Origin of the sequence: Pseudomonas sp. Pseusp11 (assembly GCF_047304405.1) — a bacterium.
Taxonomy (GTDB): Bacteria; Pseudomonadota; Gammaproteobacteria; order Pseudomonadales; family Pseudomonadaceae; genus Aquipseudomonas.
In genome coordinates, this window is the sequence record NZ_JBGLZF010000013.1 from 30,356 (window position 1) to 43,869 (window position 13,514).

The window sequence follows — 13,514 nt, forward strand, 5'->3', positions numbered from 1 at the left end:
AAGATCTTTTGCTTCTCCATCACCAGGATCAATCATCCTGTTCAGGCTCTATTCCCACGCCTAGACTCGGTCCATCCCAATTAAAGGTAGGCCGCCATGTCCGAGACGTTGCTCAGTTCCCGCAATCTGGCTTTCGAGCTGTATGAAGTCCTTGATGCCGAGGGCCTGACCCAACGTGAGCGTTTCGCCGAGCACAATCGCGAGACCTTCGATGCCGCCATCGGCACTGCCCGCAACATCGCCGAGAAGTTCTTCGCCCCGCACAACCGCAAGGGCGATGAGAACGAGCCACGCTATGAGGACGGTCAGGCGATTCTGATTCCGGAAGTGAAACCGGCGGTGGACGCCTTCCTCGAAGCCGGTTTCCTCAACGCCGCGCGCAGTTTCGATGCCGGCGGCATGCAACTTCCTACGCTATTGTCCCAGGCTTGCTTCGCGCACTTTCAATCGGCCAACGCGGCGTCGACCTCCTACCCGTTCCTGACCATGGGCGCAGCCAACCTGATCGAGAGCTTCGGCGCCGATGAGCAGAAGCAACGCTTTCTGCAACCGATGATCGACGGTCGCTTCTTCGGCACCATGGCACTGACCGAGCCGCACGCCGGCTCGTCACTGTCGGATATTCGTACCCGCGCCGAGCCGGCGTCCGACGGTACCTATCGACTCAAGGGCAACAAGATCTTCATCTCCGGCGGCGATCACCCGCTGTCGGAAAACATCGTGCACATGGTGTTGGCCAAGTTGCCGGACGCACCGGCCGGGGTGAAAGGTATTTCGCTGTTTATCGTGCCCAAGTTTTTGGTCAACGATGACGGCAGTCTCGGCAAGCGCAACGATGTGCTGCTGGCCGGGCTGTTCCACAAGATGGGCTGGCGTGGCACCACCTCCACTGCGCTGAACTTCGGCGATAACGGCGAGTGCGTCGGCTATCTGGTGGGCAAGCCGCACCATGGCTTGAGCTACATGTTCCAGATGATGAACGAGGCGCGGATCGGCGTCGGTATGGGCGCGGTGATGCTGGGTTACGCCGGCTATCTGTATTCCCTGGAATACGCCCGCGAGCGTCCGCAAGGTCGGGTGCCGGATAGCAAGGATCCGACCACCGCACCGGTTGCGATCATTCAGCACGCCGACGTCAAACGCATGCTGCTGACCCAGAAAGCCTATGTCGAAGGTGCGTTCGACCTCGGGCTGTATGCAGCGCGGCTGTTCGACGACACCACGACGCTTGAGGGCGAAGCCGAGCGCAAACAGGCCCATGAGCTATTGGATTTGCTGACACCGATCGTCAAATCCTGGCCGTCGGAGTTTTGCCTGAAGGCCAACGAACTGGCGATCCAGATTCTCGGCGGTCACGGCTACACCCGTGAATACCCGGTGGAGCAGTATTACCGCGACAACCGCCTGAACCCGATCCATGAAGGCACCCACGGCATTCAGTCGCTGGACTTGCTGGGGCGCAAACTGGCGCAGAACGGTGGCGCAGGGCTCAAGCAATTGATCCGCCTGATCGCCGACACCGCCGAGCGGGCACAGGCGCATGAGTCGCTGACTCCATTGCGTGAACCGCTGGAAAAACTGGTGGCTCGCCTGCAAACCGTGACCATCGGCCTGCTGACCGATCTGGCCCAGGGCAAGGTCAACAGCAGCCTGGCGAACTCGGCGTTGTACCTGAAAGTGTTCGGTCATACGGTGATCGGCTGGCGCTGGCTGGAACAGGCGATTCGCGCCGAGGAAGGGTTGGCCAAAGGGAACGCGGCGGATGTGAGCTTCTATAAAGGCAAGCTACAGGCGGCGCGGTATTTCCTGACGTGGGAAGTGCCGGGTTGCCACCATGAACTGGCAATTCTTGAGGCGCGGGATGATGTGTGCCTAAGCATGCAGGATGAGTGGTTCTGATCGGACATGGATTTGTGTAACGGCCACAAAAAAGATCGCAGCCTGCGGCAGCTCCTACAGAATCGGTGTTTATCCGCGATATTTCGGTGAACATCGATCCCTGTAGGAGCTGCCGCAGGCTGCGATCTTTTGATCTTGATCTTTTAGCTCAGCCGAAACCCACCCATCTGCCGCGCCAAATCATCGGCCAAACGCTGCAACGTCTGACAGTCTTCACGACAAGCCCTGACCTCCCCCGCCGTGGCCCGTGCCAAATCGGAAATCCCCTGCACGTTGCGGTTGATCTCTTCCGTCACCGCCGATTGCTCTTCCGTCGCTGTCGCCACCTGATGGTTCATGTCGCTAATGCGCTCGACCTGCCCGGTAATCGCCGTCAACGACGCCCCGGTGCGTTGGCTCGACTCAACCCCCGTGCCAGTCGCCGCTTGCCCGGCGTGCATTGAAGACACCGCATTTTCCGCCCCCTGCTTGAGGCTGCCGATCATTTGCTGAATTTCGTCGGTGGACGACTGAGTCCGCCGCGCCAGGGTCCGCACTTCATCGGCCACCACCGCAAAGCCGCGGCCCATGTCCCCGGCCCGCGCCGCTTCGATGGCCGCGTTGAGCGCCAGCAAGTTGGTCTGCTCGGAAATCCCGCGAATCACCGCCAGCACTTGATCGATGGACGCCACCTGATGAGCCAACTCGCCCACTGCTCCGGCGGCGACACCAATTTCGTCGGACATGCTTTCTATATGCCTGATCGACCCGCCCACCACTTCCCGCGCCTGCAGCGCTTCATCCCGCGCTGTTTGCGAAGCAACCGCCGCGTTGCCGGCGTTCTGCGCGATTTCCTGCACGGTCAGGCCCATCTCGTGAACGGCGGTGGCGACCATGTCGGTCATTTCCTGCTGACGTCCGGAACGCTCAGCGGTGTTGTCCACCACCCGCGCCACCTGACCGACCGCCGTGCGCAAATGTTCACTGGTGGTCAGCACTTCGCCGATCATCTCGCGCTGACTTTCCAGGAACCGATTGAAACCGCGAGCGAGATCACCCAGCTCATCGGCGCGACTGGAATCTAACCTGTGGGTCAAATCTCCACCACCGCTACCGATGGCAACCAATGCCGCTGTTACCTGACGAATCGGTCGCACCAATCCACGAGCCAGCAACACCACCAATAAAAGACAAACCAACGCCACCGCCAGACCAATGCCGCCGCTCATCCACATCGCCCGGCGAGCCTCGGCGTAGATCTGCGACTGCGGCACTTCGGCCACCAGCGTCCAGCCCAGATCACGCAGCGGCAGGCTCAAGGCCAGAAACTCTTCGCCATCGCGGGCAAAACTGCTGCTGCCAGACGCGGTGGAGGTCATCACCGCTTGCGCCGCCGAGGTGCCGATCTGTTCGACCAGCGTACGTTTGCCGCTGAACTGTGCCTCGGGATGAACCTGGATCAAACCGTCGGAGCGCACGAGATAGACCTTGCCGCACTCACCAAAGTTGAAGTTGTGGATCAGCTCCGACAGCTCTTTCATGCTCAGGCCCAGCCCGGCCACACCCACGACTTTGCCGGCCTGCTCGACCTTGAGGTCGATGAACAGCGCCAACTCGCCGGTGGCGGTGTCATTGTCGATATTGAGGGTTCGCGGCTGATTGCCGTCGAGGAACGAATAGAACCAGGCGTCATTGGGATTGGAGCGGCTGAGCGTGCGGTCCAGGCCCTTTTCGGTGAAGTAATGGTTTGAAGTGGCACCGATGATCAGCGCGGTAAAGGCCTTGTGCTCGGCACGGATGCCTTCCAGATAACTGACGAAACCGGCGGTCTGGGTGCCGTTTTCACCCCCGGCCAGCCAGTCACGCACCATGCTGTTACTGGCGATGTCCTTGGCGGCGGTGAGGGGTTGGACGAGGATGCGCTCGATGTCGTTGCGCATCGCTTCGATGCTCGACGGCAGCGCTTGTTCGACCAGATAGCGCTGGGCGAGGCGGTTGACCACGAGGGTATAAATGCCAACCACGATCAGAATACTGACCAGCAGGGCGGTGCCCATGCTCAGGATCAACTGCCATTGAATACTGCGTCGCCAGAACTGCATGGAGCACCCCCAAAGAATAAAGGGCTGAAACACTGCAACAGCCATGCCGATTGTATACAACTAGATCGACAATTTATTCTTTGGTTGTGCGCAAAGCCGCTCAGGCCTGGTTGATCGTCTTGGCGATCACTTCAACCGTGGCGCTGACTTGCTCTTGGTAACGGTCGAGTTCCTGCTGGTGACGCTTTTGCATTTCGATCTGCTGCGAGCACAGATTCATCGCCGCCAGCACCAGCAAGCGGTCACCGATCAGCGCCGGGTATTTCTTTTTGGTCTCGGCCAGAGCGGCCTTCAACATTAAAGCGGCGTCCAGCAGGGTCTGCTCTTCCCCGGCCGGCGCCTTGATTGAATAGTCTTCACCCAGAATCGAGACGACTTTTACCCCTGCGGCGCCGTAACTCATGCGCTGACAGGGCCGGCGCTGACGCGCTCAACCAAGGCCTGGATGCGTGCAACGGTGGCGCCTTGTTTCTCTTCCTGTTCCATCAGGCTCAGTTGCAGGCTTTCGTTTTCATCCTTGACCTGGGCCAGCTCCGCACTCAGGGATTGATTGGTGCCGAGCAACGCCTGGTTCTGTTGCACCAGGTCGCTGACCAGTTGTTCCAATTGGCTTAGGGATGCTTCTAACATTTTGATTTTCCGGGCATTTTCAAAGGGCGCGTACGATAAAGAAAAGTCACTGTGGAAGCCAGGGTTATGCAGGCGCAAGGCCTTGATTTTCCTGGCGGTCGACCTTCCTCGCGAACTTTAAAGACTGTGATTGGCGGTTCTGGTTCCTGCACTTCGTCGTCGCGGCCCTTCTGCGACAAATACGCGCAGCGACTCAAGACTTTAGTCGTATGACCGATAAGTCATCCATACAACAGTCTCAGCCTCGCACGGAGGCGCTTTTTTCGGTGAACACCATGTCCCTAAGAAATATGAATATCGCACCGCGGGCGTTCCTCGGTTTCACCCTGATTGGCGCCATGATGCTGATCCTGGGTGTGTTCGCCCTGAACCAGATGAGCAAGATTCGCGGCGCCGCCGAGGAGATCACCTCGAACAGCGTACCGAGCATCAAGAGCCTCGACGAATTCACCCAGCTGACCCTGCGCCTGCGTGTGTTGGCCTATCGTCTGCTTGTGAATCGTGAGCCGGACGTCCAGCAGAAAACCATCGAGCTGATGGAAACCCGTAACCAGCAGATCCGAGCGGCTCAGGCGAGCTATGAAAAGTTGATCGCCAGCCCGCAGGAACGTGCAGCCTATGATCAGTATGTGCAGTTGCTCGGTCAGTACCGCCAGATCGAAGACCGGATGAAAAGTCTGTCGCGCAACAATCAGGTCGACGAAATGCGCACGCTGGTCAACACCGATGTGCTGAACAACTCGGAAGCCATCAACACCGTGCTCAACCGCTTGCTGGAGATCAACACCCAGCAGACCGTCGACACCAACCAGCAAGCCGCCGACCAGTACTCGTCGGCCTTCAACCTGGTGATGACCCTGTTGGTGATCGCCACCGGCCTGACCCTGCTGTTCGCCTGGCTACTGACCAACAGCATCACCAAGCCGATCGCCAATGCCCTGAGCGCCGCCGAAGAAATCGCCGAAGGCAATCTGACGCGCCCGATCACGGTCGATGGTGAAGACGAAGCCGGTCGTCTATTGGCCGCCATGGCGAAGATGCAGGACAAACTGCGCGACACCCTGCAACGGATTTCCGGTTCGGCCACGCAACTGGCGTCCGCTGCGGAAGAACTGAACAGTGTCACCGACGAAAGCGCCCGTGGCCTGACCCAGCAGAACAACGAAATCGAGCAGGCCGCCACCGCCGTCAATGAAATGACCAGCGCCGTGGAAGAAGTCGCGCGCAATGCCGTGAGCACTTCCGAAGCCTCGAAAAACGCCACCACTTCGGCGGGCGACGGTCGTGACCTGGTACAGGAGACCGTCAGCGCAATTGAACGCATGAGCGCTGACGTGCAGAGCACCGCTACCCTGATCGGCGATCTGGCTAACGAGTCGCGAGACATCGGCAAAGTGCTGGACGTGATTCGCGGCCTGGCTGACCAGACCAACCTGTTGGCGTTGAACGCTGCCATCGAAGCGGCCCGTGCCGGTGAAGCCGGTCGTGGTTTTGCGGTGGTTGCCGATGAAGTGCGGGCCCTGGCCCATCGCACCCAGCAGTCGACCAGCGAAATCGAACGCATGATCGGCAGCATTCAGAGCGGTACCGAACACGCCGTGGATTCGATGCGTAACAGCACCGAGCGTGCCGAGTCGACCTTGAACATCGCGCGCGGTGCCGGCCTGTCGCTGGACACCATCAACAGCGCCATCGTCGAAATCAACGAGCGCAACCTGGTGATCGCCAGCGCGGCCGAAGAACAGGCGCAAGTGGCCCGTGAAGTGGACCGCAATCTGGTGAACATTCGTGACCTGTCGGTGCAATCGGCTACCGGTGCCAACCAGACGAGTGCGGCCAGCAACGAACTGTCGCGCCTGGCGCTGGACCTGAACAACATGGTTGGGCGGTTTAGCCTGTAACGCTCCCCCTGTGGCGAGGGGGCTTGCCCCCGCTCGGCTGCGAAGCAGTCGCAAATTGACCCGCGCATTGAACCTGGCGCACCACAGCGCCGGTTTGGGGTCGCTACGCGACCCAGCGGGAGCAAGCTCCCTCGCCACAGTAAGCCCCTCACCACAGTGATCTCACCCAACTCAAACGGATGTGAATGATCGCCGTCAAAAGCTTTTTGACAGCATCACATTTCAACAGGTTAGAATCGCTGGCACGCGGACTGCATGGTCAGTTTGCGCCCGCCTTTACGCTTCCGGAGTACTGCCTTTGAATGCGACGACCATCAACAGCCTGTTCTTGATCGGCGCGTTGCTGGTAGGTGCGAGCATTCTGGTGAGCTCACTTTCATCGCGCCTCGGGATCCCGATTCTGGTGATCATCCTCGCGGTGGGCATGTCGGCCGGTGTCGACGGCGCCGGCATCATTTTCGATAACTACCCCACGGCCTATCTGGTCGGCAACCTCGCCCTGGCAGTGATCCTGCTCGACGGCGGCTTGCGCACCCGGGTGGCGAGTTTTCGCGTGGCATTGTGGCCGGCGCTGTCGCTGGCCACGGTCGGGGTGTTGATCACCACCGGGCTGACCGGCATGGCGGCAGCGTGGTTGTTCGACCTGAACCTGATTCAGGGCCTGCTGATCGGCGCCATCGTCGGCTCCACCGACGCCGCGGCCGTGTTCTCGCTGCTGGGCGGCAAAGGCCTGAACGAACGGGTGACCGCGAGCCTGGAGATCGAATCCGGCAGCAACGACCCGATGGCGGTGTTCCTCACCGTCACCCTGATCGACATGCTCGCCAGCGGCCAGACCGGCCTGCATTGGAGCCTGCTCGGGCACTTGCTGCGTGAATTCGGTATCGGTGCCGTCATCGGCCTCGCCGGCGGTGGGCTGATGCTGCAACTGGTCAACCGCATCCATCTGGCCACCGGCCTTTATCCAATTCTGGTGATTGCTGGCGGCCTGGTGGTGTTTGCCCTGACCAACGCCCTGCACGGCAGCGGCTTTCTGGCGGTATACCTGTGCGGCCTGGTGATCGGCAACCGCCCGGTGCGCAGCCGCCACGGTATTTTGCATATGCTCGACGGCATGGCCTGGCTGGCCCAGATCGGCATGTTCCTGGTGCTGGGGCTGCTGGTCACGCCCCATGACCTGTTGCCGATTGCTTTGCCGGCACTGGGCCTGGCGCTGTGGATGATTCTGTTTGCCCGTCCGCTGTCGGTGCTGGCTGGCCTGCTGCCTTTCAAGGCGTTCCATGGACGCGAGAAGGCATTCATTTCCTGGGTTGGCCTGCGCGGCGCCGTACCGATCATTCTGGCGGTGTTCCCGCTGATGGCGGGCCTGCCCAATGCTCAACTGTATTTCAATCTGGCGTTCTTTATCGTGCTGGTGTCGCTGTTGGTGCAGGGCACAAGCCTGCCGTGGGTCGCCAAGCTTTTGAAAGTGACCGTCCCGCCGGAGCCCCTGCCGATCTCCCGTTCGGCGCTGGAAGTGCATGTCACCAGCGAGTGGGAGCTGTTCGTTTATCGCCTCGGTGCCGAAAAATGGTGCATCGGCTCTCCCCTTCGCGAGCTGAAAATGCCCGAAGGCACCCGTATCGCAGCCCTGTTTCGTGGCCAGCAACTGCTCCATCCGTCGGGTAGTACGGTGCTCGAAGTCGATGATTTGCTCTGCGTGATCGGCCATGAACACAACCTTCCAGCCCTCGGAAAACTCTTCAGCCAGGCACCGCAACGGGGGCTGGATTTGCGTTTCTTCGGCGACTTCGTACTCGAAGGAGACGCCCAGCTGGGCGCGGTTGCTGCCCTGTATGGATTGAAAGTCGAGGGCATCGATCCAAACATGTCCCTGGGCCACTTCATTGCCCAGAAAGTGGGCGGTGCTCCAGTCGTCGGTGACCAGGTGGAGTGGAACAACACCCTCTGGACCGTCGCGGTCATGGAAGGGAACAAGATTGGTAAAGTGGGCGTCAGATTCCCCGAAGGAAGTCGCCCCGGCCCCGGCCTGTTCCTCTAAACTCCACACTTCGTCTCGTTTTTGATCGGTCTCTATGTCAACTCTGCGCACCTTTTTCATCATGGCCCTGCTGGGCTTGAGTCTTTCCATCAACACGCTGCAAGCCGCCGAGCCGCCATCCAGCGAAGCCGTGCAGGCGAGCCTGGACAAGATCGCCGACCGCAAACTGCCGGAGGCCGATCAGAAAGCCCTGCAAGCGGTCCTGCAGAGCACGCTCACCCAGCTCAACAACCGGCGTGATTACGACCAGAAGCTGATCGATCTCAAGCAGCAATTGACCAACGCTCCAAGGCAGAACATCGAGAACCAGCGCGAGCTGACCCGCCTCAAGGCCACCAGAGTGGTGCCGGTGGGGCAACGCTATACCAAAGAGACGATTCAGCAGCTCGAACAACTGCTGACCGAACGCTCCACTCAGCAAAGCGATTTGCAGAAAGCCCTGGCCGAAGCGAACAGCCTGATCATTACCGCCCAGACCCGCCCCGAGCGTGCCCAGGCCGAGATCTCCTCCAGCCAGACGCGCATCCAGCAGATCAACAACATCCTCAAGCTCGGCAAGGACAGCGGCAAGACCCTGACCGCCGAGCAACGCGATCAGCTCAACGCCGAGCTTGCGGCACTGAACGCCTTGATTCCGTTGCGTCGCCAGGAACTGGCCGGCAACAGCCTGTTGCAGGACCTGGGCAACAGCCAGCACGACTTGCTGTCGGAAAAATCCGATCGCCTGGATCAGGAGATCCAGGACCTGCAAACCCTGATCAACCAGAAACGCCTGGCCCAGTCGCAAGAGACCGTGACCCAGCAGTCCATCGAGGCGCAGAAGGCCGGTGGCAGTAGCCTGCTGGCCACCGAAAGCGCGGCCAACCTGAAGCTCTCCGACTACCTGCTCAAAAGCACCGACCGCCTCAACGAAGTCACTCAACAGAACCTGCAGACCAAGCAGCAACTGGACAGCGTGACCCAGAGCGACTCGGCGCTGGACGAACAGATCAACGTGCTCAAGGGCAGCCTGCTGCTCTCCAAGATTCTCTACAAACAGAAACAGGCCCTGCCGCGTCTAAGGCTCGACCGCGATCTGGCCGACCAGATTGCCGACATTCGCCTGTATCAGTTCGAAGTCAGCCAGCAACGGGAACTGCTCAGCAACCCGATCACCTACGTCGATAACCTGCTGGCGACTCAACCACCCGAGCAAGTCACCCCGCAACTGCGCAAGAGTTTGCTGGACCTGGCCAACACCCGTGCGGACCTGTTGGAGCGCTTGAATCGCGAACTGAGCGCGGTGCTCAACGAATCCATCACGCTGCAACTCAACCAGAAACAACTGCTCAGCACCGCGCAAAGTCTGCGGGCTACGCTGGACGAGCAGATGTTCTGGATTCCCAGCAACAAGCCGCTGGATCTTGAGTGGATGCACGGCGTGCCGGAACGCCTGCAACGCCAGGTCACGACCCTGCCGTGGGCTTCGAGCCTGAGCGAATTGGCCGATGGCCTGACGCAGCGGCCGCTGCTGTTCCTGCCGCTGGCCCTGCTGATCGGCGCGCTGCTGTGGCGCCGCAAAAATCTCTATGCCCGCCTGAGCAAAGTTCATCAGGACATCGGCCACTTCAAGCGCGACAGCCAGTGGCACACCCCGCAAGCGATTCTGATCAATATCCTGCTGGCGATGCCGGTTTCCCTGGGTCTGGCCTTGTGCGGCCTGGCCTTGCAGATCGACGCCCGCGGGCAGAACGCCAATATGGGCGCGGCACTGCTGCAGATGGCCCAGGCCTGGCTGGTGTTCTACACCGCCTACCGCATCCTCGCGCCGGGTGGCGTGGCCGAACTGCATTTCCGCTGGGAAAAGCCCCAGGTCGAATTCCTTCAAGGCTGGATTCGCCGGCTCGGGCTGGTGGTGATGGCCCTGGTGACGGTGGTGGCGGTCGCCGAGCTGCAACCGGCGGTGCTGGCCGATGACGTGCTTGGCATGCCGGTGGTGCTGACTTGCTACGCCTTGATGGCCTGGCTGCTCAGCCGCCTGCTGGTCAGCAGCCCAACCCATGAAAACGCCTCGCTGTTCCGCAAGGCCGTGGGAATCATGTTCACTGTCCTGCCGATCGCGTTGTTCGTCGCCGTGTGCTTCGGCTACTACTACACCGCGCTGAAACTCAGCGACCGGTTGATCAACACCCTGTACCTGCTGATGTTCTGGCTGGTGATCGAAGCCACCTTCGTGCGCGGCCTCAGCGTTGCGGCACGCCGCCTGGCCTATCAGCGCGCCCTGGCCAAACGCCAGGCCGCGAAAGAGGCTGGCGACGGCGAAGCGGTGATCGAAGAGCCGACCCTGGACATCGAGAAGGTTAACGAGCAGTCCCTGCGACTGATCCGCCTGGCCCTGCTCGGCGGTTTCATCGCGGCACTGTACTGGGTCTGGTCGGACCTGATCTCGGTGTTCTCGTACCTGGACAACATCACCCTCTACGAATACACCAGCGGCACCGGCGCCAACATGAGCATGGTGCCGATCAGCATCGGCGACATGCTTGGCGCGCTGATCATCATCGGCATCACCTTCGCGCTGGCGCGCAACTTGCCGGGTCTGCTGGAAGTGTTTGTGCTGTCCAAGCTCAACCTGGCCCAAGGCAGTTCCTACGCCACGACCACGTTGCTGTCCTATGTGATCGCCGGTGTCGGTTTCGTCTCGACCCTGTCCACGCTCGGCGTGAGCTGGGACAAGTTGCAATGGCTGGTGGCAGCGCTGTCGGTGGGTCTCGGTTTCGGGATGCAGGAAATCTTCGCCAACTTCATCTCCGGCATCATGATCCTGTTCGAACGCCCGGTGCGGATCGGCGACACCATCACCATCGGCAACCTGTCGGGCACGGTGAGCAAGATCCGCATCCGTGCCACGACCATCACCGACTTCGATCGCAAGGACATCATCGTCCCGAACAAGACGTTCATCACCGGGCAACTGATCAACTGGTCGCTGACCGACACCATCACCCGGGTGACCCTCAAGCTCGGCGTCGACTACGGCTCGGACCTGGACCTGGTGAAAGAACTGTTGCTCAAGGCAGCCCGCAATAACCCGCGCGTGCTGAAGGACCCGGAACCCCAGGTGTACTTCCTGAATTTCGGCGAAAGCACCCTCGACCACGAGTTGCGCATGCATGTGCGTGACCTCGGTGACCGTAACCCGGTGCTCGATGAGGTCAACCGCTTCATCAACCGCGAGTTCAAGAAGCAGCACATCAACATCTCGTTCCGGCAGATGGAGGTCTATCTCAAGAACCTTCAGGGCCAGGAATACAAAATGGTCCCGGTTGAGCCGGAAACCAAAACCGTTGTTCCGGCACCCACCAGCAAACCGCGGCAAGAGCCACCGCCTGTCGAACTCGACTAAGCGCGCTATCCCTAGCAGAATGCTCGGACATTCTGCTGGAGATGGCCGTTGAAAGCCCTCGACGAACTGACCTTCGACAATCGCTTCGCCCGCCTGGGCGATGCGTTCTCAACCCACGTACTGCCTGAGCCCATTGCGGCTCCGCGACTGGTGGTCGCCAGCCCCGCCGCCATGGCGCTGCTGGACCTGGACCCGGCCGAGGCCGAAACGCCAGTGTTCGCCGAGCTGTTCGGCGGCCACAAGCTGTGGGCCGAAGCCGAGCCGCGGGCGATGGTCTACTCCGGACATCAATTCGGCTCCTATAACCCGCAGTTGGGCGACGGTCGCGGCCTGTTGCTGGGCGAGGTCTATAACGAAGCCGGCGAGCATTGGGACCTGCACCTCAAGGGTGCCGGTCAGACGCCTTACTCACGCATGGGCGATGGACGGGCAGTGCTGCGCTCCTCGATCCGCGAGTTCCTTGCCTCCGAAGCCCTGCATGCCCTGAACATTCCCACCACGCGCGCACTGTGCGTGATCGGCTCCGACACGCCGGTCTGGCGCGAGAAACAGGAGCGCGCGGCCATGGTCCTGCGCCTGTCGCCGAGCCATGTGCGTTTCGGGCACTTCGAATTTTTCTACTACACCAAGCGCCCCGAGCAGCAGAAAGAACTCGGCGAGCACGTGCTGGCCATGCACTTCCCGCACTGCCTGGAGCAGCCGGACCCGTACCTGGCGATGTTCCGCGAAATTGTCGAGCGTAATGCCGAACTGATCGCCAAATGGCAGGCCTATGGGTTCTGCCACGGCGTGATGAACACCGACAACATGTCGATCCTCGGCATCACCTTCGACTTCGGCCCGTTCGCCTTCCTCGACGACTTCGACGCCCACTTCATCTGCAACCACTCCGATGACCAGGGCCGCTACTCCTTCAGCAACCAGGTACCGATTGGCCAGTGGAACCTCAGCGCCCTCGCCCAGGCCCTGACACCGTTCATCAGCGTCGAAGCCCTGCGCGAAACCCTCGGCCTGTACCTGCCACTGTTCCAGGCCCACTACCTGGACCTGATGCGCCGCCGCCTCGGCCTTACTACCGCCGAAGACGACGACCAGAAACTGCTGGAGCAGCTGCTGCAACTGATGCAGAACAGCGGCGTCGATTACAGCCTGTTCTTCCGCCGCCTGGGCGATGAGGCACCGGAGCTGGCTGTCGCCCGGTTGCGCGATGACTTTGTCGACATCAAGGGTTTCGATGCGTGGGGCGAGCTCTACGCCGCCCGGGTTGCCCGTGAAGGCATGATTGATCAGGAGCAGCGCCGCAAACGAATGCATGCGGTCAATCCGCTGTACATCCTGCGCAATTATCTGGCGCAAAAAGCCATCGATGCGGCGGAAAGCGGCGACTATTCAGAAGTTCGTCGCTTGCACGCGGTATTGAGCAATCCGTTCGAGGAGCAGCCTGGAATGGAGAGCTACGCCGAGCGGCCACCGGAATGGGGCAAACATCTGGAGATCAGTTGTTCGTCGTGAGACTGAACAACACTGAATATTCAGACGGGTGCTCGCCGGCGCTTTTGGTCATAGGCTTCGATAGG

Annotated in this window: 8 protein-coding genes and 2 pseudogenes; 6 read left to right on the top strand and 4 right to left on the bottom strand. The window is 60.6% G+C overall.

Features of this window, described 5'->3' with window-relative positions; translation table 11 throughout:
- Window positions 1–96 precede the first annotated feature (96 nt).
- Entirely contained in the window at window positions 97–1,899 is a 1,803-nt protein-coding gene (locus tag ACCC96_RS12815; RefSeq protein WP_413696024.1) for an acyl-CoA dehydrogenase, read from the top strand.
- A 143-nt stretch (window positions 1,900–2,042) separates the two neighbouring features.
- Here the strand turns inward: ACCC96_RS12815 and ACCC96_RS12820 are convergent, their stop codons facing one another.
- The 4 genes and pseudogenes from ACCC96_RS12820 to ACCC96_RS12835 all read right to left on the bottom strand — a co-directional run bounded on the left by ACCC96_RS12820 (window position 2,043) and on the right by ACCC96_RS12835 (window position 4,610).
- Window positions 2,043–2,888 (bottom strand): methyl-accepting chemotaxis protein, encoded by an 846-nt coding sequence (locus tag ACCC96_RS12820; RefSeq protein WP_413696060.1) that lies wholly within the window; start codon window positions 2,886–2,888, stop codon window positions 2,043–2,045.
- A gap of 18 nt (window positions 2,889–2,906) precedes the next feature.
- Window positions 2,907–4,025 (bottom strand): annotated as a pseudogene (locus tag ACCC96_RS12825) (cache domain-containing protein); the annotation flags it as partial.
- A 55-nt stretch (window positions 4,026–4,080) separates the two neighbouring features.
- Window positions 4,081–4,383 (bottom strand): cell division protein ZapA, encoded by a 303-nt coding sequence (locus ACCC96_RS12830; RefSeq protein WP_007936757.1) that lies wholly within the window; start codon window positions 4,381–4,383, stop codon window positions 4,081–4,083.
- Window positions 4,380–4,610: a hypothetical protein gene (locus ACCC96_RS12835; protein ID WP_253417099.1), complete on the bottom strand. Its 231-nt coding sequence runs from the start codon at window positions 4,608–4,610 to the stop codon at window positions 4,380–4,382. The genes ACCC96_RS12830 and ACCC96_RS12835 overlap by 4 nt, the downstream gene beginning before the upstream one ends.
- A gap of 290 nt (window positions 4,611–4,900) precedes the next feature.
- Here ACCC96_RS12835 and ACCC96_RS12840 point away from each other — a divergent pair.
- The 5 genes and pseudogenes from ACCC96_RS12840 to selO form a co-directional block, all read left to right on the top strand.
- Window positions 4,901–5,656, top strand: a pseudogene (locus tag ACCC96_RS12840) (MCP four helix bundle domain-containing protein); the annotation flags it as partial.
- Window positions 5,648–6,511 carry a methyl-accepting chemotaxis protein gene (locus tag ACCC96_RS12845; RefSeq protein WP_370741086.1) on the top strand — a complete coding sequence of 288 codons (864 nt, stop codon included), beginning with the start codon at window positions 5,648–5,650 and terminating at the stop codon, window positions 6,509–6,511. The pseudogene ACCC96_RS12840 and the gene ACCC96_RS12845, both read left to right, overlap by 9 nt.
- Before the next feature lie 298 nt (window positions 6,512–6,809).
- Window positions 6,810–8,552, top strand: a complete 1,743-nt coding sequence (locus ACCC96_RS12850; protein WP_007936754.1) for a potassium/proton antiporter — start codon at window positions 6,810–6,812, stop codon at window positions 8,550–8,552.
- A gap of 34 nt (window positions 8,553–8,586) precedes the next feature.
- Window positions 8,587–11,937, top strand: a complete 3,351-nt coding sequence (gene mscK, locus ACCC96_RS12855) for a mechanosensitive channel MscK (RefSeq protein ID WP_413696025.1) — start codon at window positions 8,587–8,589, stop codon at window positions 11,935–11,937.
- A gap of 48 nt (window positions 11,938–11,985) precedes the next feature.
- Complete coding sequence (gene selO / locus ACCC96_RS12860; protein ID WP_413696026.1) at window positions 11,986–13,449, top strand: protein adenylyltransferase SelO; 1,464 nt, start codon at window positions 11,986–11,988, stop codon at window positions 13,447–13,449.
- Window positions 13,450–13,514: the final 65 nt, after the last annotated feature.

Bases quoted from the DNA above. Each gene is read 5' to 3' on its own strand.
- ACCC96_RS12815 (WP_413696024.1), top strand. From the start codon at position 97: ATGTCCGAGACGTTGCTCAGTTCCCGCAATCTGGCTTTCGAGCTGTAT.
- ACCC96_RS12820 (WP_413696060.1), bottom strand. From the start codon at position 2,888: ATGATCGGCGAAGTGCTGACCACCAGTGAACATTTGCGCACGGCGGTC.
- ACCC96_RS12830 (WP_007936757.1), bottom strand. From the start codon at position 4,383: ATGAGTTACGGCGCCGCAGGGGTAAAAGTCGTCTCGATTCTGGGTGAA.
- ACCC96_RS12835 (WP_253417099.1), bottom strand. From the start codon at position 4,610: ATGTTAGAAGCATCCCTAAGCCAATTGGAACAACTGGTCAGCGACCTG.
- ACCC96_RS12845 (WP_370741086.1), top strand. From the start codon at position 5,648: ATGCAGGACAAACTGCGCGACACCCTGCAACGGATTTCCGGTTCGGCC.
- mscK (WP_413696025.1), top strand. From the start codon at position 8,587: ATGTCAACTCTGCGCACCTTTTTCATCATGGCCCTGCTGGGCTTGAGT.